At 67.0% G+C, this 22,385-nt stretch carries 18 protein-coding genes; 12 read left to right on the forward strand and 6 right to left on the reverse strand.

Going from position 1 to position 22,385, the window contains the following annotated elements; genetic code table 11:
• Positions 1-297: 297 nt before the first annotated feature.
• The 10 genes from JL100_RS02545 to JL100_RS02590 all read left to right on the forward strand — a co-directional run bounded on the left by JL100_RS02545 (position 298) and on the right by JL100_RS02590 (position 12,624).
• Entirely contained in the window at positions 298-1,473 is a 1,176-nt protein-coding gene (locus JL100_RS02545; protein ID WP_202683727.1) for a calcium-binding protein, read from the forward strand.
• Between the two features lie 93 nt (positions 1,474-1,566).
• Positions 1,567-3,300, forward strand: a complete 1,734-nt coding sequence (locus tag JL100_RS02550; protein WP_202683726.1) for a type I secretion system permease/ATPase — start codon at positions 1,567-1,569, stop codon at positions 3,298-3,300.
• Between the two features lie 10 nt (positions 3,301-3,310).
• Positions 3,311-4,675 carry an HlyD family type I secretion periplasmic adaptor subunit gene (locus tag JL100_RS02555; RefSeq protein ID WP_202683725.1) on the forward strand — a complete coding sequence of 455 codons (1,365 nt, stop codon included), beginning with the start codon at positions 3,311-3,313 and terminating at the stop codon, positions 4,673-4,675.
• Between the two features lie 63 nt (positions 4,676-4,738).
• Positions 4,739-5,050 (forward strand): hypothetical protein, encoded by a 312-nt coding sequence (locus JL100_RS02560; protein WP_202683724.1) that lies wholly within the window; start codon positions 4,739-4,741, stop codon positions 5,048-5,050.
• A 659-nt stretch (positions 5,051-5,709) separates the two neighbouring features.
• Positions 5,710-5,970, forward strand: a complete 261-nt coding sequence (locus JL100_RS02565) for a catalase-related domain-containing protein (RefSeq protein ID WP_407696943.1) — start codon at positions 5,710-5,712, stop codon at positions 5,968-5,970.
• A 636-nt stretch (positions 5,971-6,606) separates the two neighbouring features.
• Positions 6,607-7,608 (forward strand): ABC-three component system protein, encoded by a 1,002-nt coding sequence (locus JL100_RS02570; RefSeq protein ID WP_202683723.1) that lies wholly within the window; start codon positions 6,607-6,609, stop codon positions 7,606-7,608.
• Positions 7,593-8,099: an ABC-three component system middle component 2 gene (locus JL100_RS02575; RefSeq protein ID WP_202683722.1), complete on the forward strand. Its 507-nt coding sequence runs from the start codon at positions 7,593-7,595 to the stop codon at positions 8,097-8,099. Before JL100_RS02570 ends, JL100_RS02575 begins: the two co-directional genes overlap by 16 nt.
• 2 nt (positions 8,100-8,101) lie before the next feature.
• Entirely contained in the window at positions 8,102-9,985 is a 1,884-nt protein-coding gene (locus JL100_RS02580) for a hypothetical protein (RefSeq protein WP_202683721.1), read from the forward strand.
• Between the two features lie 949 nt (positions 9,986-10,934).
• Positions 10,935-12,098 carry an iron-containing alcohol dehydrogenase gene (locus JL100_RS02585; RefSeq protein WP_202683720.1) on the forward strand — a complete coding sequence of 388 codons (1,164 nt, stop codon included), beginning with the start codon at positions 10,935-10,937 and terminating at the stop codon, positions 12,096-12,098.
• Between the two features lie 31 nt (positions 12,099-12,129).
• Entirely contained in the window at positions 12,130-12,624 is a 495-nt protein-coding gene (locus JL100_RS02590) for a cupin domain-containing protein (RefSeq protein ID WP_202683719.1), read from the forward strand.
• Between the two features lie 312 nt (positions 12,625-12,936).
• Here JL100_RS02590 and JL100_RS02595 read toward each other — a convergent pair whose 3' ends face one another.
• The 4 genes from JL100_RS02595 to JL100_RS02610 form a co-directional block, all read right to left on the reverse strand.
• Positions 12,937-14,373: a mannose-1-phosphate guanylyltransferase/mannose-6-phosphate isomerase gene (locus JL100_RS02595; protein ID WP_202683718.1), complete on the reverse strand. Its 1,437-nt coding sequence runs from the start codon at positions 14,371-14,373 to the stop codon at positions 12,937-12,939.
• Positions 14,374-14,442: 69 nt separating this feature from the next.
• Positions 14,443-15,492 carry a glycosyltransferase family 9 protein gene (locus JL100_RS02600; RefSeq protein WP_228421038.1) on the reverse strand — a complete coding sequence of 350 codons (1,050 nt, stop codon included), beginning with the start codon at positions 15,490-15,492 and terminating at the stop codon, positions 14,443-14,445.
• Positions 15,493-15,513: 21 nt separating this feature from the next.
• On the reverse strand, positions 15,514-15,900 hold the full coding sequence (locus tag JL100_RS02605; RefSeq protein ID WP_202683717.1) for a DUF6165 family protein: 387 nt from the start codon (positions 15,898-15,900) through the stop codon (positions 15,514-15,516).
• Positions 15,901-15,970: 70 nt separating this feature from the next.
• Positions 15,971-16,927 carry a glycosyltransferase family 9 protein gene (locus tag JL100_RS02610; RefSeq protein WP_202683716.1) on the reverse strand — a complete coding sequence of 319 codons (957 nt, stop codon included), beginning with the start codon at positions 16,925-16,927 and terminating at the stop codon, positions 15,971-15,973.
• A 122-nt stretch (positions 16,928-17,049) separates the two neighbouring features.
• On the opposite strand from JL100_RS02610, the gene ygfZ reads away from it, so the two are divergent.
• The gene (gene ygfZ / locus JL100_RS02615) at positions 17,050-17,946 is read left to right on the forward strand and encodes a CAF17-like 4Fe-4S cluster assembly/insertion protein YgfZ (protein WP_202683715.1); all 897 of its coding nucleotides are present in this window, start codon (positions 17,050-17,052) and stop codon (positions 17,944-17,946) included.
• 103 nt (positions 17,947-18,049) lie between these two features.
• Positions 18,050-18,628, forward strand: a complete 579-nt coding sequence (locus tag JL100_RS02620) for a PRC-barrel domain-containing protein (RefSeq protein WP_202683714.1) — start codon at positions 18,050-18,052, stop codon at positions 18,626-18,628.
• Between the two features lie 118 nt (positions 18,629-18,746).
• Here the strand turns inward: JL100_RS02620 and meaB are convergent, their stop codons facing one another.
• Both meaB and ppdK read right to left on the reverse strand, forming a co-directional pair.
• Positions 18,747-19,667 (reverse strand): methylmalonyl Co-A mutase-associated GTPase MeaB, encoded by a 921-nt coding sequence (meaB, locus tag JL100_RS02625; protein ID WP_202683713.1) that lies wholly within the window; start codon positions 19,665-19,667, stop codon positions 18,747-18,749.
• A 5-nt stretch (positions 19,668-19,672) separates the two neighbouring features.
• Positions 19,673-22,366, reverse strand: coding sequence for a pyruvate, phosphate dikinase (gene ppdK, locus JL100_RS02630; RefSeq protein ID WP_202683712.1), 2,694 nt, complete (start codon positions 22,364-22,366; stop codon positions 19,673-19,675).
• Positions 22,367-22,385 lie beyond the last annotated feature (19 nt).

Consider the following 22,385-nt stretch of genomic DNA (forward strand, 5'->3'; position numbering starts at 1 on the left):
GCGGCAGCGGCGGGGGCGCGGGCCGTCGTCCCGAAAGACTAGGCCCGACCTGCGCCGGAGAGTATAGCCGATATCGTTAGAGGTATTTATCAGACTACGGCGACACAACTGAAACATATATCCCGGTCCCCGGAAATATTCAGGAAAAGCTCCTGCGCTATCACTTTGCCCGTCCGCAACATTCCGGATGAAGGCTGCAGGAACCGGGACCCTGGACAGGCCGAACCGGCCCAAAGCCCAGGAGTCCCACTTTTCAACGCCGGCCCGATATGGGCCGATTTTCCAAGGGGACCACCCATGGCCATTCCCACCAACGGCAACGACATCCTCGACGGCACCAACGGCAACGACGTCATCTTCGGCCTCGACGGCGACGACATCCTGAACGGCAAGGGCGGCAACGACACCCTGACCGGCAACCGGGGCACCGACAAGCACAATGGCGGCCACGGCAACGACAAGATCGTCTGGAACAACGGCGACGGGTCGGACTTCAACGACGGCGGCTCCGGCTACGACACCCAGGTGGTCAACGGCTCCAACGCCGCCGGCGACACCTTCGTGGTCAAGGCCAACGGCTCCGGCTTCGTGTTCGACCGGGTCAACCTCGTACCGTTCAAGCTGACCGACAAGAACATCGAGAAGCTGGAAGTCAACGGCGGCGGCGGCCACGACAAGCTGACGGTCGGCGACATGACCGGGACCAGCCTGAAGGAGGTCCTGTTCAACGGCGGCCACGGCAACGATTTCCTCGACGCCAGCGCCACCAACATCCCCGTCAAGGCCAACGGCGGCTCGGGCAACGACACGATGCTGGGCGGCTCCGCCGACGACGTGCTGAACGGCGACGGCGGCAACGACGTGCTGGTCGGCGGCCGGGGCACCGACAAGCACAATGGCGGCCACGGCAACGACAAGATCGTCTGGAACAACGGCGACGGATCGGACTTCAACGACGGCGGCTCGGGCTACGACACCCAGGTGGTCAACGGCTCCAACGCCGCCGGGGACGAGTTCGTGGTCAAGGCCAACGGCTCCGGCTTCGTGTTCGACCGGGTCAACCTCGTGCCCTTCAAGCTGACCGACAAGAACATCGAGAAGCTGGAAGTCAACGGCGGCGGCGGCCACGACAAGCTGAAGATCGGCAACATGGCGGGCACCAGCCTGAAGGAAGCCACCTTCAGCGGCGGCTCGGGCAACGACACGCTGGACGCTTCCCACGCCCACATCAAGGTCACGGCCTATGGCGGCCACGGCCACGACTGGCTCACCGGCGGTTCCAAGGACGACATCCTGAAGGGGGACGCGGGCGACGACCACATCAGCGGCGGGCACGGCAACGACAAGATCTACGGCGGAGCGGGCAAGGACACGCTGACCGGCGGCAGCGGCGCCGACCATTTCTACGTGGACAAGTACGACGTGGTCACGGACTTCCAGAAGGGGATCGACACCCTCCACTGGATCGCCTGATCCCCGCCCGAGCGGGAGACAGGGAAGACGGCCGGGCCCGGAACATCTCCGGGTCCGGTCCCGTCCGGGACATGCTCGCTGGAGCGCCTGACCATGACACATGACGCCCCCCTGGCCGTGCCGCCGGCCGGCGCGCTGGCCGGCGCGCTCGCGCGGTGCCGCCGGCCCCTGCTGTGGATCGGCGGGTTCAGCCTGCTGATCAATATCCTGATGCTGACCTCGTCGCTCTACATGATGCAGGTCTTCGACCGGGTGCTCGCCTCCGGCAGCCTCGCCACCCTGGGGTTCCTGACCCTCGCCGCGGGCGGCGCGCTGGCGCTGATGAGCGGCCTCGACTATGTCCGGTCCAGGGTCCTGTCCGGCCTGGGCGAGTGGCTGGAACGGCGGCTCGGCGCCGCGGCGCTGGAACGCTCGATCGACGGCGCCCTGGCCGGCCGGAACGAGCGCGCCGACGCGTTGCGCGACCTGGAGGCGCTGAGGGGATTCTTCTCCGGCGGCGTGACCTTCCTGTTCGACGCGCCCTGGGTTCCCGTCTACATCGCCGTGATCTACCTGCTGCACCCGGTCCTGGGCCACCTGGCGGTGGCGTCGGCGGCGGCGCTGCTGGCCCTGGCGCTCGCCAACAACGCCCTGACCGCGAAGCCGCTGGCGGCGGCCGGCACCGCGGGCCGCCGGGCGATGCGCACGGCGGAATCCGCCCTGCGCAACGCCGAGGCGGTCGAGGCCATGGACCTGATGCCCGGCATCGCGCGGCGCTGGGACCGCGACCACGGGGAGGCCCTGGCCCATCAGGCCGCCGCGGCGCGCACCGGCGCCCTGCTGCTCGACGTCACCAAGTTCCTGCGCCAGATGGTCCAGGTCGGCATCCTGGCGCTGGGAGCCTGGCTGGTCGTCCGGCACGAGCTGACCGGCGGGGCCATGATCGCGGGCTCGATCATCCTGAGCCGCGCGCTCCAGCCGGTCGAGCAGGCGATCGGCGGCTGGAAGCAGGTGTCCAACGCGCGGGCGGCGCGGCGGCGCCTGGAAGAGTTCTTCGGCCGGCCCCGGCGCCGACCCAGCGGATTGCCGCTTCCGGCACCCCGGGGGCACCTGAGCGTTGACGACCTGGTGTTCCGTCCGCCGGGCGGCGACCGGCCCGTCCTGTCCGGGGTGAGCTTCGACGCGAGGCCGGGCGAGGCGGTGGCCGTCATCGGCGCCTCGGCCGCGGGCAAGTCCACCCTGGCCCGCCTGCTGGTCGGCCTGCACCCGGCGACGGCCGGCAGCGTCCGGCTGGACGGCGCCGAGATCTTCGCCTGGCGGCGCGACGACATCGGGCGCCACATCGGCTACCTGCCCCAGGACGTCGAGCTATTCGCCGGTACGGTGGCCGACAACATCGCCCGGCTGCGCATCCCCGATCCGGAAGCGGTGGTGGCCGCCGCCCGGCTGGCCGACTGCCACGACATGATCCTGAGGCTGCCCAAGGGCTACGACACGGAGATCGGCGACGGCGGCGCGATGCTGTCGGGCGGCCAGCGCCAGCGGATCGGGCTGGCCCGCGCCCTCTACGGCGATCCCAGGCTGGTCGTCCTCGACGAGCCGAACGCCAGCCTGGACGTGGAGGGCGACGAGGCCCTGACCCGCGCGATCGCCGCCCTGAAAGGCAAGGGCGCCACCGTGATCGTGATCGGCCACCGGCCCAGTACGCTGGCCCAGACGGAACGCATCCTGGTGCTGGCCGAGGGGCGCCTCCAGCTGTTCGGCCCGCGCGCCGCGGTGATCGACCACCTGAAGCGCCGGCAGGTCCAGGCCGTGCAGCCGGCCGAGCGCGCCGAAGCCGCGACCTGAGGATACTCCCATGACCGCATCCGTTCCCGCCAACGACCCTTTTCCCGTGGTCCCCGTGGTCCCCGCGCCGGCCCTCCCGCCGGTCCCGGACCTTCCGCCGGTCCGGCGCGCCCTGCTGGCCGGCGCCGCCCTGGCCGCCGTCGGGTTCGGCGGCTTCGGGACCTGGGCTTCCCTGGCCCCCCTGTCCAGCGCCGCGGTCGCCGGCGGCATCGTCGTGGCCGACAGCAACCGCAAGACCGTCCAGCACCTGGACGGCGGCATCGTCGCCGAGATCCTGGTGCGCGACGGCGACCGGGTCGAGGCCGGGCAGGTGCTGATGCGCCTGGACGACCTGGAGACCCGCTCCACCGTGACCCTGCTGGAAGACCAGCGCCGCGCCCATGCCGCCCAGGAGGCCCGTTTGCTGGCCGAGCGCGACGGCGCCGGCGCGCTGGTCTTCCCGGCGGACCTCGCGGTCCTGCGCGCCGACGCCGGCGTGGCGGAGATCCTGTCCGGGCAGGAACGCATCTTCGAGAGCTACCGCGCCTCCCTGGAGGGCCGCGCCGAAGTGACCCGGCAACGGATCGCCCAGTACCGGTCGCAGATCAGCGCCTTCGAGGCCCAGCTGGACGCCGGCCGGAGGCAGCTCGACCTGATCCGCGAGGAGCTGGCCGGGGTGCAGGAGCTGTTCGCGAAAGGGCTGGAGCGCAAGCCGCGCCTGCTCGCCCTCAAGCGGCAGGCGGCCGACCTGGACGGTGAGCAGGGCGAGTTCTCCAACAGGATCGCCCAGGCCCGCGAGGCGATCGCCCAGGCCGAGATGGAGATCCTGTCCCTGCGCGCCGACCGGCGGAACCAGGTCACGGCCGAGCTGCGCGAGGTCCAGATGCGGCTGGCGGAGGTGCGGGAGAAGCTGGCCGCCGCCCGGGTCCGCCAGGGCCGCCGCGACCTCGTCGCCCCCGAGGCCGGGACCGTGCTCAATCCGCGCTATTTCGCGCCCGGCGCCGTGGTGCCGCCGGGCGGGCCGGTGCTCGACCTGGTGCCCCTGGACGACCGGCTGGTGGTGGAGGCGCGGGTGCGCCCCGTCGACATCGACGTGGTGCATGCCGGGCTGCCGGCGAAGGTGATCCTGTCGGCCTTCAAGATGCGGACGACGCCGCAGATCGACGCGCGGGTGATCCGGGTTTCCGCCGACGCTCTGAAGGACGAGCGCACCGGGGAGTTCTATTACTCCGCCCGGGTCGCCGCCGCCCCGGACCAGTTGGAGAAGCTGGGCGACCTCCGCCTGCAACCCGGCATGCCGGCCGAGACCCTGATCGTGACCGGCGAGCGGACCCTGCTGCAATATCTGCTTCAGCCGGTCCGGGACACCTTCCGGACCGCCTTCCGGGAGGAATGATCCCGTGTGAGGAAGTGCGAAAAGGCCTGTTGAGCGCCCTGTGTATCAGGGGAGATCCAGGATATGAGAGTTTTCGTCACGTCCGCCGCGGTGCTGGTCCTGCTGGGCGCCTGCGCGCAGGAGAATTCCGTTCAGACCAGCGCGACCCAAAACGCGGAGCCGCCCAGCAACTTCCAGTCCATCGGGTCGTGCGAGCCGACGGCATGGGTCGGTCTCGATCAGGACTCCCGGAGCCTTCCGCCGGCGGACCGCCAGCGGGTGGCGAGGCTGCTCCAGGAGGCCCAGAGCTATCATGCGGAATCAAACCGCGGGCAATGCATCATGACCCTCCAGAACGCCGAAAGGATCGTCCGCCAGGGTACCGGACGGTCATAGGTCACGGCCTCTGCGGGAGTTTTCACGATCTCCCTCTTCATCATGCGCGGGCTTTGCCCGCGCATCCACCTGCCGCCTGCCGGGACAAAACCGGCACGCCGAAGACTGCCGTTGCCCTCAGGAAGTTTTCTCCGCCAACCTGCTGGTGGCTCGGCACAGTGATCATGATGAGTTCTGCGGAGCGGAGTTGCGTAGGTCGGCCTTCGCCCGTCGGGCGAACGCCGACACCCTGCGTCAACGCTCCGGCCACGCTGTCGGCGTCGGCCTTCGGCCGAGGCCGGCCTACGTTAAATCGATCAAAATCACTGTGCATGACCACTAGCGGAACCCGATCAGGTTGAACCGCTCCGGTCCTCGCAACCGGCCGTTCCACTTGCCGCCCTGTGTTGCGCCATGGGCGCAACGTACGGCCCAATGCAGGGCAGGGGTGATGCGGGCCGACATCCGTAGGTTGCGCCCTTGGCGCAACGTATCGGATCAGATGTCTCGGGCGGATCGATCTGATCGGGTACGGTTCTATCCTGCGCTGCGGACTGCTCGGCACGGATGGCTCGCCAGGCGTCGAGCGCGGCGAATGTTCCCGTGTACAGGTCGTCGTACGTCCAGAATCGGATCGGGCATGTGGCGATCGTTGTCTTTTTCGCTTCGCCAATGCAGCCGTGGAGCGCGACGACCTGATCCTGAACATGGGCGCGCTGCTGGGCCAGTGCGAACGGGACGTCCAGGAATGGATGGTCTGGCGCTTCTTCCCGGTCGACGACGACTATGGCCGCCGCGTCGGCGAAATGCTCGGCATCACCGCCGCCGACGTCCGCGGCCCGCCGCTGCTGCCCAAGCATGTGCTGACCGACAAGGTCAAGCGCCAGCTCCAGAACCTGGGCAACAACAACGACAGGATCGATCCCAACGTTTGGGGCTAGTGGACCAGTTCCGTGAAGAACCGCAAGGCCACAACCGAAAAGGTCCTGAGCGGGATGAAGGGTTCGTCGAAGGAAATGCGGCACGACCACGCCGCCGACTAGGCCGGCCGGAAGACGTTGGCCTTTTTCCCCAGAAGCGGAGGAAGTGCATTACTTTAGATTTAAGAGAACGACCTGTCCGGAATGTCATCCCCTATGTAGGAAAGCGGACGGATTGGCGGCAGGCCGCCAGGCGGGCGATTGGCGGACATGCGGCAAGAGGTCCGCTTTGCGCCGATAGCGGAAGTAAAAGCAAACATACTTGGTACCCGAAGACGACAAGGGATCCCGAATGGTATGCTGGCGGCGCTACTGTCGCGGAGTGGCAGCGGCTGTCCTATGGCGGTGCCCGCGAGGCGCTGGTCCGGATTAAGGATTTGGCCGAGGACTCGTCGAGTTGGAGAACGGCTATCCCAGTTTGGCCCGTTTCGCCAAGGCGACGCTGAGTTCGTCGCCGACGTCGGAAGCAACTGCGTCATCATCCCGCACTACGGTGAGCATCAGCGCAAGGACGGGAGTTGATCTCCATCTAGCCACGGTGCCAGCTATCGCATATAGATAGTATCGCAAATTCGTATTAACCCCTTGCGTGCTCCGATGGCCAAACTCTCCCTGGACCGGCAAATCCAGAGTCTAACCGACGATGAGCTGGAAAGCTTCGTGCGTGACTGGGCTGCCCGTAAGGCAGAATATATCGAAGTGGAGAGGTTCAGCGGTGCTGGCGACCGTGGTCGCGATGTCGTTGGCTATCGAACGAAGAATCGCCACGAAGGGCAGTGGGACAATTATCAATGTAAGCAATACAAAGGTACTGTTTCCACCGCAATCGGAATGGCCGAATTGGGAAAGATTTTATACTATAGTTTTCTTGGGGAATTTACCCGTCCTGAGAAATACTTCTTTGTTGCACCTCGCGGCGTAAACCGCAACCTGCGGACTTTTATTTCGAACCCGAGCAAGTTCAAACAGGAGCTGCTCGATAAATGGGATGAATATTGCGCGAAAAAGATCATTGATAATAAGACAATCGACCTCACGTCGGAGCTTCGTAAATTTATTGAGGAATGGGACTTTTCGTCTGTGAAATCGATCGCGGTGGACGATATCCTTGCCGATCCGGCGAGCAAGCCGGTACTCAAGGAGTGGTTCGATGTCGATCCCGGACCAGCCCCCATCGGTGTCGCACCGGACGATATCGCAGAGCACGAGCTGCCGTATGTTCAGGAGCTGCTTGACGCGTACGGTGAGCGGGAGGGCTGTGTCATCGACAAAGACGGGGCTATCGCCCATGCCGAGCACGGGCCGCATCTCCGGATGCAGCGGGAGCGCTTCTTCGACGCGGATTCGTTCTCGCGCTTTTATCGGGACAACACCATGCAGGCGGACATCGACATTCTGCGCCGGGATCTGCTGTTCGGAATCGCCGAGGTGCACGGAGCCAAATACGCCGATACCCTAAGGCGGGTTGACGCGGTTATGATGCAGGCCGGTGTCGTCCAGCCGTCTGGAACCTTGGCCCGGCATGCGCGTGTCCCAGTCCGGCAGGGGCTCTGCCATCATTTCGTCAATGAAGGCACTCTGAAATGGCGCAAGAGCTGAACGATGATGGCGGTCGGGACGTTGCGCTCTTCAACAGCGCGCTTGAAACCGGAGTTCGCGCCGTGGTGATCCTGGATGCGGCGTTTCCCCGCTGCTTCGATCTCGCGCACCTGACCTGGCTCGACTATCTCGTAGTGCACACGGCGGACGTTGGCGGGCCGGATAGTCTTCACCCCAACATTCCGCAACGTACTGGCGAGCTGCTGGTGCGGCGGAGGCTGGTTGAGGAAAGTCTTGAAATGATGCGCAGCCTTCACTTGGTGGATAAGCACGCCACCAAAGAAGGGATTATGTATGAGGCGCGGGAAGAAGCATCGGCTTTCGTCGATACCTTGAGGACGGCCTACGCACGAGAACTGAGGAGCCGTGCGATCTGGCTTGCTGAGTTCCTGAAGGAGAAATCCGAAGAGGGCATCGTTGAGATTATTGCTGAGCGGATCGGCCGGTGGGCCGTGGAATTTCAGAATGAATCCGGGAGAGAAGGTGAGTAGCCGTGACTGCCGATAAGCCAAATATCACGCTCAAGCACCTAACGTTCACCGGGAAGGCGGCAGAGACGGCGGCCGTATCTTTTGATCCTGGCCTAACGGTCCTTTTCGGCGCGTCCAATACCGGAAAGTCATTCGCCGTCAAGGGCATCAACTTCATGCTGGGGAGCTCGCAGCCCCTTCCGGACATCACGGAGAGAAGAGCATACAACCGAGCGTGGCTTGGGCTGGGCCTTCCCGACTCAGGGGGCGTGACCCTGGTGAGGGCGCTTGCTGCTGGCGCCTTTGAATTTTACCCCGGTGACGTTCGCCCGGGCGAGGTAGCGCACGGGGCGAACGTCCGGACGCTGTCGGCTCGCCACGAGCGCAGCAACACGGACAATCTCTCGCAGTTCCTTCTAGAAGAGCTGGGCATTGGTAACTTCCAGATTTCCAAAGACGCCAATGGAAACAAGCGCACCCTGAGCTTCCGGGATCTGGCTCGCTTCTGCATTGTTGATGAAACGGCCATACAAAGCGAAACATCTCCGGCGTTGTCTGGGCAATATCAGACGAGTACGGCAGAGAAGTCTATTTTCAAGTTGCTTCTTACCGGTATCGATGACAGCGCGATCGTTCCCATTGTTGATCGCAAGACATACAGAGTGGTGATAAACGGGAAGATCGAGCTGCTTGATCAGATGATAGAAGGAATCAACGAGGAGCTATCGGCGGACTATCCGCAGGCTGATGAACTGCCCGCGCAGTGGGATCGGCTTGGAGCGACCTGGACGGAGGCGCAGCGCGAACTCGACAATGCGCAGGTCTCGATTGCCTCCAAGCTCGTCGAGAAAAAGCGGATGGCCGCGAATATCAGGAAGGTCGAAGAGCGGCGCGCGGAGGTCGAGATCAATATCGGCCGCTTCAACCAGCTTCGTCAGGTCTATGATTCGGACATACAGCGCCTGGAGGCCATCGAAGAAGCGGGCTTCCTCTTGGGCCTCGGCAATGAGGAAAACTGTCCATTGTGCGGTGCGCCGCCCGAAAGCCAGAAGCATGTTCATCGACTGATCGAGGTGGATAAGACGCGCGTTGCAGCCAACGCCGAGATCGAGAAGATCAAACGGCAGAGCTTAGAGCTCGATAAAATGCTCGAAGATCTTCAGGAGGAAGGGAAGACGTTAGAGGAGAAGATCGGTCAGCTCTATGCGGCGCTGAAAGCACTCGAGCAGTATTTGAGCGACGTGCTCCCTGCGGCTGACGCTGCCAAAGCGCGCGTTGATGAGCTTCTGCTTACTCGCGATCACGTAAAAAAGGGGCTTTCCCTTCTCCAGCGGAAGCAGTCGCTTCTCACTCAGCGGGAGGAACTGGCGTCTGCTAAGCCAGCATCCAAAAGAGGGAAACCGCAACTCGGTGTGCCGGGCACTGTAGCGGATGAATTTGCACAGATGGTGAGCGCGGTCCTCACCGAATGGCAATTCCCTGGTCAGCGTCGGGTCTCGTTCGAAGAGGGGACGTTCGATCTCCGTATCGACGGGAAGAACCGCCGGGACAATGGCAAGGGTGTACGAGCGATCACGCATGCCGCCTTCAAGGTGGCCCTTCTGCTGTTTTGTCGGGAACGTGGACTTCCGCATCCGGGCTTTTTGGTCCTGGACACGCCTCTTCTGACATATCGCGATCCCCTTAAGTCCAAAGAAGGAGAGCTGAGCAAGGATGAGCAGGAACTGAAGAATACGTCTCTCAAGGATTTTTTCTTTGAGCATTTGGCAAGGAGTGCGGACAAAGGACAGTTCGTTGTTGTAGAGAATATCGACATGCCTAAAGGGATCGAGAAATTGGCGAAACTGGAAATCTTCACAGGAGAGCGGTCCGCTGGCCGTGCTGGTCTGTTTGCCACTTCAGCCTGAATTGAACCAGTTCGTCCGTGCGAGCGAAGCCGCCTCAGCAGGGCCTGGACCTATAATTCTACGGCGTGGGTGCGAAATCGCCGGACGGGGTAAGGGACAGCAGCCTCGGGACCGAGTCCAGCCAGCTCGCCACTAGAGCGGTACCCGATCAGGTTGAACCGTTTCCGTCCAATCTTCGCAATGCGTTGGGCCACGGCCCAATCTACGGTTCCATGCAGGGCGGAGGTGATGTGGGTCGTCAATCGTAGATTGTGCTGTGACCCAACGCATCGGTCCGGCTGCCCCGGGCGGATCAGCCTGATCGGCCACAGCTCTAGTCCGCCTATAGCCCGGCCTTCTCCCGGCGGGCCTGCGCCATCAGGACCTTGTAGGGCTTGCCTGCGCCCCAATCGCAGCCGCCCCGGAACATTTCGGCGTGATATCCCTGTCCTCGAGATAGACGATCCCACCGTCCTTCCGTACCACTTGCCCCGGCCCGTCACGACAACGCACACCTGCTTGCCGTGGATGAGGCTGTAGTTGGCTTTTCCGCCGCGGCTCCAATGTCTGCTCCTGGCGCAAAGCAGTCGTGAGCGATGGTCCGGATTGGGGCAGAGCCGAAGATTTGACAGCCCTGTCCGCTAAACGGAGGTTTTGCGGACACGTTCACTCCTCGAGTCGCGTGTCGGCTATGGGTCAGAAGCAGTCATCTGTGCTGGGGCTTCAGCCGGTCTATAAGGATCAACAGCCGGAAGTCGTTGATTTCCCAATGTTACTCCGCAGTTGACCCCCTCACCATGCTCGGCCCACACATCACCCCACATCTAGACCCCCGCCTCCGCCGCCCTCAACTCCTCCCGCCTCGCCACCCCACGCCCAGCCGACCCACCGACTGCCGGTTGCCCCGCCCGGACCCCCGTCGTACAACTACCCCCAGACAGGACAAAAAGTCGCGGGAGGAACGCACGACATGATCGCCACCATCGCCATGCCCAAGCTGATGCTGATCGGCGGCGGCTCCATCGGCCAGGTCGCCGATATGCTGGGCCGGCTGGGCATCCGGCGCCCGCTGATCGTGACCGACCCCTTCATGCGCGACAGCGGGGCCATCGCCCGGCTGACCGATCCGCTGAAGGCGGCCGGCATCCCGTTCGAGGTGTTCGCCGACACCGTGCCCGATCCCACCACCGACGTGGTCGATGCCGGCGCCCGCATGCTCTCCGGCGGCGGGTTCGACGGGATGATCGCGCTCGGCGGCGGCTCGCCGATCGATACCGCCAAGGCCATGGGCGTCCTGGCCGCCAATCCCGGCCGCATGCGCGACTACAAGGTGCCCAATCCGATCCCCAACGAGGGCGTGCCGCTGCTCGCCATCCCGACCACCGCCGGGACCGGGTCGGAGGTGACCAAGTTCACCGTCATCACCGATACCGAGACCGACGAGAAGATGCTGATCGCCGGCAACGGCGTGATTCCCCAGGGCGCCATCGTCGATTACGAGCTGACGCTGACCTGCCCCTTCCGCCTGACCGCCGACACCGGCATCGACACGCTGACCCACGCGATCGAGGCCTATGTCAGCCGAAAGGCAAACCCGTTCTCCGACAGCATGGCCCTGGCCGCCATGGCGCGCGTCGCGAAGCACCTGCGCACCGCCTGCTTCGAGCCGGACAACCGCGAGGCCCGCGAAGGGATGATGCTGGCGGCCAACCAGGCCGGCATCGCCTTCAGCAACGCCTCGGTCGCCCTGGTCCACGGCATGAGCCGACCGATCGGCGCCCATTTCCACGTGCCGCACGGCCTGTCCAACGCCATGCTGCTGCCGGCGGTCACCGCCTTCTCCCTCCCCACGGCGACGGCCCGCTACGCCGACTGCGCCCGCGCCATGGGGGCCTGCGCGCCCGACACCGACGACGAGCAGGCGGGGATCGCGCTGCTGGGCGCCCTCGTCTCCCTCAATGCCGATCTCAAGGTGCCGACACCGCAGGCCTACGGCATCGACGAGAGCCGCTTCATGTCGATCCTGCCGCTGATGGCGGAGCAGGCGCTGGGCTCCGGCTCGCCGGCCAACAATCCGCGCGTGCCGACCGCGGAGGAGATCGTCAGCCTCTACCGCGACGTCTACGCGGCCTGACCGGAACCGGAGAAGGGGAGGGAACCCAGCCATGACCGAGCAGAACGGGGGCGATCAGCACGGGGCCGACCGGCACGGGGCCGACTGGCGGGAGCACGGCGTCCGCGTCGTGCGCGGCGACCAACTCGATACCAACACCCCGCAGACCCCCGGCATGAACCGGGCGGCCGCCATCAACCACGCCCGCGTCGGGGCGCAGAAGCTGTGGGCCGGGACGGTCACGATCCATCCCGACGCCAAGACCGGCGCCCACCATCATGGCGAGCTGGAGAGCGTCATCTACGTGGTGCGCGGACGCGCCCGCATGCGCTGGGGCGAGGCGCTGGAATACACGGCGGAGGCCGGGCCGGGCGACTTCATCTATGTCCCGCCCTTCGTCCCCCATCAGGAGATCAACGCCAGCGCCGACGAACCGCTGGAATGCGTCCTGGTCCGCAGCGACCAGGACGCCGTCGTCGTCAACCTGGACATTCCCATGGTGGAACAGCCCGAAACCGTCGCCTGGGTCGATCCGATCCACAAGTAGCGAAGCCGGAGGGTGCGCGTCCCGCGCACCACGGGCGGCGGGACGCCACGGCTGTCCGGCACAGTACTTGCTCGACGCTCAAAAGGCTTGTCATGGGCAGAGATGCCCCCCTTTTCGTCATGCCCGGACTTGATCCGGGCATCTCCTTGCACCGCGGCGCTGATGGAGTCTGCAAGCGATGACCGGGTCAAGCCCGGTCATGACGATAAAAAAAGAGGAACGCTCTACCAAAAAAGCATCTTTTGATTGAGCTGGCAATCGTCGTCCCGCGCACCGTGGGCGGCGGGACGCCGCCCCTCCGCCCGTTTCCGGTCAGGCCCGGCCGTAGGTGTCGGTCAGGCGGACGATGTCGTCCTCGCCCAGGTAGGATCCCGACTGGACCTCGATCAGGTTCAGCGTCACCTTGCCCGGATTCTCCAGCCGGTGGACGGCGCCCAGCGGGATGTAGATCGACTCGTTCTCGCGCAGCAGCACCTGGTCGGCATCGCGGGTGACCAGCGCCGTGCCGTTGACCACGACCCAGTGCTCCGCCCGGTGATAATGCTTCTGCAACGACAGCGTGGCGCCGGGCTTGACCGTCAGGCGCTTGACCTGGAAGCGCTCGCCCTCGTGCAGGCACTGGTAGAAGCCCCAGGGGCGATGGACCCGGCTGTGGATCTTCGCCTCCGGCCTTCCTTCCTTCTTCAGCCGCTCGACCACCTTCTTGATGTCCTGCACCTTGTCGCGGCTGGCGACCAGGATGGCGTCGTCGGTCGCGACCACCACCACGTCGTCAAGCCCGACCACGGCGGTCAGCACGCCCTCGGAGCGGACATAGCAGTTGTGAGCGTCCTCGGTCATCACGTCGCCGACGAACACGTTGCCGTTCCCGTCCTTGGCGCCGATGTCCCACAGCGCCGACCAGGCGCCCACGTCGGTCCAGCCGATCGTGGCGGGCACCACCACGGCGGCGTCGGTCCGCTCCATCACGGCATAGTCGATGGAGATGCTGGGGGCCTTGCCGAAGGCTTCCGGGTCCAGGCGGAAGAAGTCCAGGTCGCGGGAGCCCTTGGCGATCGCCTCGCGGCAGGCGGCGACGATGGCGGGTTCGAACCTCTCCATCTCGGCCAGCAGCTTGGCCGCGGAGAACAGGAACATGCCGCCGTTCCAGAAATGGCCGCCGGCCGCCAGCATGTCGGCCGCCTTGCCGATGCCCGGCTTCTCGACGAAGGCGTCGACCTGGAACACGCCCCCGTGGCCGGTCAGCTCGGCGCCCTGGCGGATATAGCCATAGCCGGTCTCCGGCGCGGTCGGCGTGATGCCGAAGGTCACCAGGTTGCCGGCGGCGGCGGCACCTGCGGCGGCGGCCACGGCGGCGTGGAACGCCCCGGTGTCGCGGATCACGTGGTCGGCCGGCAGCAGCAGCAGCAGCCCGTCGGGGTCCTGCTCAGCGATCATCAGCGCTGCCACGGCCGCCGCGGGAGCGGTGTTGCGGCCGACCGGCTCCAGCGCGATGGCCGCCGGCGTGACGGCGATCTGGCGGAGCTGCTCCGCGATCACGAACCGGTGCTCGTCGTTGCAGATCACCAGCGGCGGCGCGAAACCCTCGCCCGCGACGCGGCCCACGGTGTCCTGGAGCATGGTCCGCTCGCCGACCAGCGGCAGCAGCTGCTTCGGATAGCTTTCCCGTGAGATCGGCCAGAGGCGCGATCCGGAGCCGCCGGAAAGAAGTACGGGATGGATGGTCGGGGCACTGTTGATGGGAGGCATGATCTCAGCTCGTCCGTGTCCGTTTGACACCGTGTCTGTTTGACACAATGCAGCATACGCAGGAGGATTTCAGGAGTTTTTGGAATAAGGAGCCTGATCGATCGGGTGTATCGCAAGACGGTCCAGCCTTTCGATAACGGCTTGCGCCGGAATGGCGGCCATGTCGCGCCCTCCGAACTCCTGCGCCGTCATCGCTCCGCCGGAGGTTACCCTTGGCTGGAACTTCGCCGCCGGGGTCGGCCCGAACAGGGTAACCAGTGGGATATCCGCGGCGCCGAACATATGGCTGACCCCGCTGTCGTTGGCCACCGCCGCGGCGAAGCGGCGGGCCAGCGCGATGGTCCGCAGCGGCGTGAACTCGTCGCCCCAGACCTCCCGGTCCTGCTCGGGGAACAGCGCCGCCGGGACCGCTTCCTTCAGGTGCGGCATCCACTCCAGCTCGTCGGGTCCCAGGATGAAGACGGGCACCCGGTCCCGTTCGACCTGCGCCCGGGCCACCGCGACGAAGCGGTCCAGCGGCCAGCATTTGAACCGCTTCCCGGCGCCGGGCGCCAGGCCGACATAACGGCGGCCCGGCGGCAGCGCCGCCTCGGCCTTCGCGACCAGCGGCTCGGGCAGGCGCAGGCCGGCCTCCACCTTCGGCACCGAGCCGGCGGCCAGCCTCAGCAGGTCGGCCAGCCGGTCCACCATGTGCGGCGGGCGGATCTGGCTGGGCGGCGGCTTGGCGTCGGACAGCCGGAAGCCCAGGGCGCCGGACACGAACAGGTCGTGCGGCATCCGCCGGATCGTCAGGGTGCGCCAAAGCGTCGTCTGGGTATCGATGATCACGCCGAACCGCTCGCGGAAGGGCAGGGGCTTCAGCAGGCCGGAGACATGGACGCCGATCCCGCTGTCCTGGCGGAACTCGTCGATCAGCCCGTCCATCAGCGGCTGGAGCCGGCCGGCATAGACGGTCTTGCGCGTCGTGATCCAGGTGATCCGCGCCGAGGGATAGGCCGCCCGCACCATCCGCACGAAGGGCAGCTTGTACAGCCCGTCGCCGATGATCTCCTCATAGCTGAAGACGGCGACGCTGTCGGGGGGCGGCTGGTCCGGTCGCCGGTTCATGGTCGTGGCCAAGTCCTGGTTCCACCCGGCCGGTCAGTAGGCGGCGTAGGATTTCTCTTCCAGGATCGGGCTGTCCAGCAGCTCGTTGATCCGGCGCTTGACCGCCGCCCGCCGGTCGTTGGTGTGATAGACGGCGCGGGCCAGCTCGATGAAGGCCGGGCCGAAGTCGCGCGCCCGCTCCAGGTCGCGGATGTCGTCCTCGATTTTCCACAGGCTCTCGTTGATCGCCTTCAGCTCGGCGGTCAGCGCCGTCAGGTCGCCGCTCGGCGGGACCTGCTCCGCCAGCACGCGCGACAGCACGTCGTACTCGTGCTCGACGTTGCGCAGCTTGGCGGGGTCGCCGATGTTGGCCTTCTTGATCTCCAGGATCGTCAGCTTGTCGATCAGCTCGCCGGGAGCCACTTCAATCAGGATAGCCATCGCGTCATTCCTGGGAGGTTGCCACTATCGTTCCGACCGCTTCCTAGCACAGCCGGAGCCCGCCCGCCACTCAGGCACGGACCGTGTCCCACAGCCGGCGCACCGCCGCCTCGACGGCGTCGACCGTCAGCCCGCCCATCAGCGACACGCCGTCGCGCATCGCCTCCGGGATCTTCGCCGCCAGGGCCTCGAACGGCTCGGGCGCCTGGGCATGGGCCGCGTGCTTGCCCCACGGGCGGTAATGGAAGGCCGGGGTCGGGCCGAACAGCCCCACGGTCGGCACGCCGGCCGCCGCCGACAGGTGCATCTGGCCGCCGTCGTTGCCGACATACAGCGCGCAGCGCTGCAGGCAGGCCGCCGCGACCAGCAGCGGCGTGTTGCTCATCAGGTCGATCCGGCGGTCCGGCTCGACCGCGGCCAGCACCGGCTCCGCCTGGGCGCGCTCCGCGGGGGAGCCGATCACCGCGACCCTGCCGCCGGGCAGGATGCCGTCAGGGCCGGTCAGGCGCCGCGCCAGTTCCGCGAACCGCTCCGACGGCCAGCGCTTGTGCTCGTGGGTCGAGCCCGGCCCCAGCGCCAGCACCGGCGGGCCATCGGGCACCAGCCCGGCCGCCGCAGCATGGTCGGCGGCTCCGATCCACAGCCGGGGATCGGGCGGCGGGTCCAGGTCCAGCACGCGGCCGATCTCCTCGACCCGGTGCAGCCGCATGCCCTTCGCCCGGCCGACCCGGCGAACCTCGCGCGCCGCCAGCACCCGCGACACGGCCGAGTTCCGCAGATCGACCACCAGGTCCCAGCGGGTGCCGACCGTGGCCAGCCACAGGTCCAGCCAGTGGCGGTGGTGCTTGCGCTTCTCCATCACGATGACGCGCTCGATGCAGGGCGCCTCGGCGAGCAGCGGCGCCACGATCCGCCCGCATACGACGGTGATCCTGGACTCGGGGTGGCGCTCGGTCAGGTGCGCCAGCAGGCCGCTGGACAGGATGAAGTCGCCGATGCGGCTGTTGCCGATGAACAGAATGCGCAAGACATGCCCCCGAAGTCCCCGTGCCGCGCCAAGAGGCCACCTTGCCAAAGGCGCCGCACGTCAATACGTGATGATTTCGGATCGCGATAGCCCCTTCCCTCGACCGCCGGTGGAGCCGAGCCATGAATCCTTCCTACGTCACCCTGGCCCCGCGCGGCATCCTGGCGATCGGCGATGCCGACCGCACCGCCTTCCTCCAGGGACTGGTGACCAACGACGTCACTCCCGTCGGCCCCGCGCGCGCCGTCTATTCCGCCCTGCTGACGCCGCAGGGCAAGTTCCTGCACGACTTCTTCATCGCCGCCCTCGGCGACAGGCTGCTGCTGGACTGCGAGGCGGAGCGGCTGGCCGACCTCCAGCGGCGGCTCAGGATGTACAAGCTGCGCTCCAAGGTCGCACTGGAGGACGAGAGCGCCCGCTTCTCGGTCACCGCCCTGTTCGGCGACGGCGCCCTGGAAGCCCTCGGCCTGCCGGCCGGGCCGGGCGCCGCGGCGGCGCTGGGCGACGGCGTCGTCTTCGCCGACCCGCGCCTGGCCGCACTCGGCGCCCGCGCCATCCTGCCGCGGGGGACCGAGGCCGAAGTGTTGGAGGCCAGGGGTTTCCGGCCGGCCGGGCCGGAGGCCTACGAGCGGCTCCGCCTGGAATCGGGCGTTCCCGACGGCAGCCGCGACATGCTCGTGGAAAAGGCGATCCTGCTGGAGAACGGCCTGGACGAGCTGAACGCGATCTCCTGGCAGAAGGGCTGCTACATGGGGCAGGAGCTGACCGCCCGGACCCGGTACCGCGGGCTGGTCCGCAAGCGCCTGATGCCGGTCGCCGTCGAAGGCCCCCTGCCGGAGCCCGGCGCCCTCGTCATGCTGGGCGACAAGGAGGCGGGGGAGATGCGGACCGGCGCCGGCGACCGGGCCCTGGCCCTGCTCCGGCTGGAGGAGGTCGAGCGCGCCCGGGCGGAGGGGCTGCCCCTGCTGGCCGGGGAAACCCGCATCGTCCCGCACCGGCCGGACTGGGCGGCCTACTGAGGCGCCGCAACGGAATTTCGTAGCGACTGTGGAATTGTTACCCGCGGGGCATGTTGAAAGGGGTGAAGAAACGGACTGTTCAACAGACCAGAGGAGTTCTTCCATGCGTAGGGAACTGATCGGCGCCGCTTCGGCCATCGCCCTCATGACGGGCGCCGCCTTCGCGCAGGGCACTTCGACCACCGACCCGTCCGGCACCCCCGCGGTTCCGCCCGCCGCCGTGGACGGCATGCCCGCCACCGGCGCGGTCAGCGTCGAGGAGATGATCGGCGAGGACGTCGTGGGAAGCGACGGGGAGGAGATCGGCTCCGTCGAGGACGTGATCATCGATCCCACGTCGGGCGAGCCCAGGCAGCTGGTGATCGCCAGCGGCGGCTTCCTCGGCATCGGCGAGAAGCGGATCTCGGTCGATTTCTCCCAGGTGCAGGTCCAGACCGAAGACGACGACGAACCGGAAAGCCTGACGCTCTCGAACATGACCCAGGCCGATGTCGAGGCGATGCCGGAATTCGAATACAGCGACACCATGACCACCCTGAACCGCAGCGGCAGCGGCGGCATGAGCGGCAGCACCGGCACGACGCCGGGCGCCTCCGGCGAATCGGGCAACATGGGGACCGGCGGCATGACGGGCGGGGCCGGCGGAACCGGCGCCACGACAGGCGGCGGCAGCTCGCAATAGATTTCAGCGTAAGCAGAACCGGGGACGCGCGGGGGACCGACAACCTTGCGTGACCTGGGAGGACCCTCGGAGCGGCGCTCCGGGGGTCTCTCAGTTCCCGGGGTCTCTCAGTTCAAGGTCATAGCAACCGCCGGGCGACGGCGCGAAGCTCCCCGAAGGGGGCGCCGTCCGGCCCCAGGTCCAGCGGGCCGGCGCGGCGGATGCCCTCGCGGCCGAACCGTTCGCGGACCGCCTCTGCCAGCCAGGTCCGCGCCTGGGCGTGGCGCTGGCTTTCCAGGCGGCCCGTGGAAGCCAGCCAGGCGGCATGGTCGCCCAGCGTGGAAATCAGCTCGCCGATGCCCTGGCGCTGCTGCACCGACAGGGCCAGCACCGGGACGCTCCAGCCGCCGCGCGCCTCCTCGGCGAGGCTGAGCGCGCCGCGCACGTCGGCGCGGGCCCGTTCCGCCGCGGCACCCATGTCGGCCTTGGTCACCACGACGATGTCCGGGATCTCGACGATGCCGGCCTTCATGAATTGCAGGCTGTCGCCCGAGCCGGGCTGGACGCAGAACACCACCGTGTCGGCCGTGCCGGCGATGTCGGTTTCCGACTGGCCGACGCCCACCGTCTCGATCAGCACGATGTCATAGACGGCCCGCATCAGCACCATGGCGGCGACCGTCAGCCCCGCCAGCCCGCCCAGCCGGTCGCGCGCCGCCATGGAGCGGACGAAGCAGCCGGCATCCTCCGGGTCGGTGCCCAGGCGGGTGCGGTCGCCCAGCAGGGCGCCGCCGCTGCGCCTGGACGACGGATCCACCGCGATGCAGCCGACCGTCTTGCCCAGCCGGCGGTATTCGGTGATCAGCGCGCCGGTCAGCGTCGATTTGCCGACGCCGGGCGGGCCGGTCAGCCCGATCACCTGGGCGACCGGGTCCCTGTAGGCGGAATCCAGCAGGTCCGCGGTGGCGGCGCCGTCGGGATCGCGCTCGATCCCGGCCAGCGCCGCCGCCAGGGCCGCCTTCTCTCCGCGCGCGAGCGCGTCGCGGAGCTTGGCCAGCATGCCGGTCAGTCCCGGTTCGTCCGTACGGTCGACAGCGCCGCCTGCGCCGCCGCCAGCCGGGCGATCGGAACGCGGTAGGGCGAGCACGAGACGTAGTCGAGGCCGACGGTCTCGCAGAAATGGACCGAGGCCGGGTCACCGCCATGCTCGCCGCAGATGCCGAGCTTGATGTCGGGCCGGGTGGCCCGGCCGCGCTCGGCCGCGATCTTCACCATCTCGCCGACGCCCTCGACATCGATGGTCACGAACGGGTCGTGCTCCAGGATGCCGCCGCGCTGGTAGTCCGGCAGGAAGCTGCCGGCGTCGTCGCGGCTGATGCCGAAGGTGGTCTGGGTCAGGTCGTTGGTGCCGAAGCTGAAGAACTCGGCCGTCTCCGCGATCTCGCCGGCGCGCAGGCAGGCCCGCGGCAGCTCGATCATGGTGCCGACCAGGTATTCGATCTGCCGGCCGCTGCTGCTGATCACCTCATTGGCGACCTTGTCGATCACGGCCTTCAGGATGTCGAACTCCTTCCGGGTGCCGATCAGCGGGATCATGATCTCGGGGATCACGGTCTCGCCGGACTCCTTGAAGACCTGGACCGCCGCCTCGAAGATCGAGCGGGCCTGCATCTCGTAGATCTCCGGGTAGGAGATGCCGAGACGGCAGCCGCGGTGGCCGAGCATCGGGTTCGATTCATGGAGCTGCGACGCGCGGTGGCGCACCTTCAGGATGTCGGTGCCCGCCGCCTTGGCGACCTCCTCCATCTCCGCGTCGGAGTTCGGCAGGAACTCGTGCAGCGGCGGATCGAGCAGGCGGATCGTGACCGGCAGGCCCTTCATGATGGTGAACAGCTCGACGAAGTCCTGGCGCTGCATCGGGGCGATCTTGGCCAGCGCCGCGCGGCGGCCCTGCTCGGTCTCGGCCAGGATCATCTCGCGCACCGCGATGATGCGGTCGGCGTCGAAGAACATGTGCTCGGTGCGCGACAGGCCGATGCCCTCGGCGCCGAACTTGCGGGCGGTGCGGGCGTCCAGCGGGGTCTCCGCGTTGGTCCGGACCTTCATGCGGCGGATCTCGTCGGCCCAGCCCATCAGGGTGGCGAAGTCGCCCGACAGCTCCGGCTGGATCGTCGGGACGGCGCCCAGCATGACCTCGCCAGTGGAGCCGTCGATGGTGACGGTGTCGCCGGCCTTGATGGTGACGCCGCGGACGTTGACGGTCTGCGCCTTGTAGTCGACCCGCAGGTCGCCGGCGCCGGCCACGCAGGCCCGGCCCATGCCGCGGGCGACCACGGCCGCGTGGCTGGTCATGCCGCCGCGGGTGGTCAGGATGCCGCGGGCGGCGTGCATGCCGTGGATGTCCTCGGGGCTGGTCTCGATCCGGCACAGGATCACCGACTCGCCGAGCTGGGCCTGGGCCTCGGCCTCGTCGGCGCTGAACACCAGCTTGCCCGACGCGGCGCCGGGGGAGGCCGGCAGGCCGCGCGCGATCACGGTGCGGTGCGCCTTGGGGTCGAGGGTCGGGTGCAGGAGCTGGTCGAGCGACGCCGGGTCGATCCGGTTGATCGCCTCGGCATGGTCGATCACGCCCTCGTTCGCCAGGTCCACCGCGATCTTCAGGGCGGCGGCGGCGGTGCGCTTGCCGGTCCGGGTCTGCAGCATGTACAGCTTGTTCTGCTGCACCGTGAACTCGATGTCCTGCATGTCCCGGTAGTGGCCTTCCAGCCTCAGGCGCACCGCGTCGAGCTGCTGGAACACCTCCGGCATGACCTCTTCCATGGACGGCAGGTCGGACTTGTTGGCCTGCTTGCCGGCGATGGTCAGGTGCTGCGGGGTGCGGATGCCGGCGACCACGTCCTCGCCCTGGGCATTGACCAGGTACTCGCCGTAGAACGCGTTCTCGCCGGTGGAGGGGTTGCGGGTGAAGGCCACGCCGGTGGCGCAGTCGTCGCCCATGTTGCCGAACACCATGGCCTGGATATTGACCGCGGTGCCCCATTCGGCCGGGATGTCGTGCAGGCGGCGGTAGGTGATGGCGCGCTGGTTCATCCAGGAGCCGAACACCGCGCCGACCGCGCCCCACAGCTGCTCGTGGACGTCCTGCGGGAAGGGACGGCCCAGCTCGTGCTGGACGACCTGCTTGTAGCCGTCGATCACCGCCTGCCAGTCGGCGGCGACCAGCTCGGTGTCGAGGGTGATGTCGCGGTCGCGCTTGACGTTCTCGAGAATGTCCTCGAAGTGGTGGTGCTCGACGCCCAGGACGACGTTGCCGTACATCTGGATGAAGCGGCGGTAGCTGTCATAGGCGAAACGCGCGTCGCCGCTGCGCTTGACCAGTCCTTCGACCGTCACGTCGGTCAGGCCCAGGTTCAGCACGGTGTCCATCATGCCCGGCATGGAGGCGCGGGCGCCGGAGCGCACGGAGACCAGCAGCGGGTTTTCGGGGTCACCGAAGCCGGCGCCGATGCTGCGCTCGACCGTGGCCAGCGCCTCCGCGACCTGATCCTTCAGGTCGGACGGGTAGGTCCGGTCGTTCTTGTAATAGTAGGTGCACAGCTCGGTCGTGATGGTGAAGCCGGGCGGCACGGGCAGGCCCAGATTGCTCATCTCCGCAAGGTTCGCGCCCTTGCCGCCGAGCAGGTTCTTCATATCCGCCCGGCCTTCGGCCTTGCCGTCGCCGAAGCTGTAGACCCAGCGGGTTGTGACCTGATTACCCATGGTGCTCCCCGGTAACTCC

The organism is Skermanella mucosa (assembly GCF_016765655.2).
GTDB lineage: Bacteria > Pseudomonadota > Alphaproteobacteria > Azospirillales > Azospirillaceae > Skermanella > Skermanella mucosa.

Bases quoted from the DNA above. Each gene is read 5' to 3' on its own strand.
- JL100_RS02550 (WP_202683726.1), top strand. From the start codon at position 1,567: ATGACACATGACGCCCCCCTGGCCGTGCCGCCGGCCGGCGCGCTGGCC.
- JL100_RS02605 (WP_202683717.1), bottom strand. From the start codon at position 15,900: ATGGCTATCCTGATTGAAGTGGCTCCCGGCGAGCTGATCGACAAGCTG.
- JL100_RS02575 (WP_202683722.1), top strand. From the start codon at position 7,593: ATGGCGCAAGAGCTGAACGATGATGGCGGTCGGGACGTTGCGCTCTTC.
- JL100_RS02570 (WP_202683723.1), top strand. From the start codon at position 6,607: ATGGCCAAACTCTCCCTGGACCGGCAAATCCAGAGTCTAACCGACGAT.
- JL100_RS02560 (WP_202683724.1), top strand. From the start codon at position 4,739: ATGAGAGTTTTCGTCACGTCCGCCGCGGTGCTGGTCCTGCTGGGCGCC.
- JL100_RS02595 (WP_202683718.1), bottom strand. From the start codon at position 14,373: ATGCCTCCCATCAACAGTGCCCCGACCATCCATCCCGTACTTCTTTCC.
- ppdK (WP_202683712.1), bottom strand. From the start codon at position 22,366: ATGGGTAATCAGGTCACAACCCGCTGGGTCTACAGCTTCGGCGACGGC.
- JL100_RS02590 (WP_202683719.1), top strand. From the start codon at position 12,130: ATGACCGAGCAGAACGGGGGCGATCAGCACGGGGCCGACCGGCACGGG.
- JL100_RS02620 (WP_202683714.1), top strand. From the start codon at position 18,050: ATGCGTAGGGAACTGATCGGCGCCGCTTCGGCCATCGCCCTCATGACG.
- meaB (WP_202683713.1), bottom strand. From the start codon at position 19,667: ATGCTGGCCAAGCTCCGCGACGCGCTCGCGCGCGGAGAGAAGGCGGCC.
- JL100_RS02555 (WP_202683725.1), top strand. From the start codon at position 3,311: ATGACCGCATCCGTTCCCGCCAACGACCCTTTTCCCGTGGTCCCCGTG.
- JL100_RS02585 (WP_202683720.1), top strand. From the start codon at position 10,935: ATGATCGCCACCATCGCCATGCCCAAGCTGATGCTGATCGGCGGCGGC.
- JL100_RS02545 (WP_202683727.1), top strand. From the start codon at position 298: ATGGCCATTCCCACCAACGGCAACGACATCCTCGACGGCACCAACGGC.
- ygfZ (WP_202683715.1), top strand. From the start codon at position 17,050: ATGAATCCTTCCTACGTCACCCTGGCCCCGCGCGGCATCCTGGCGATC.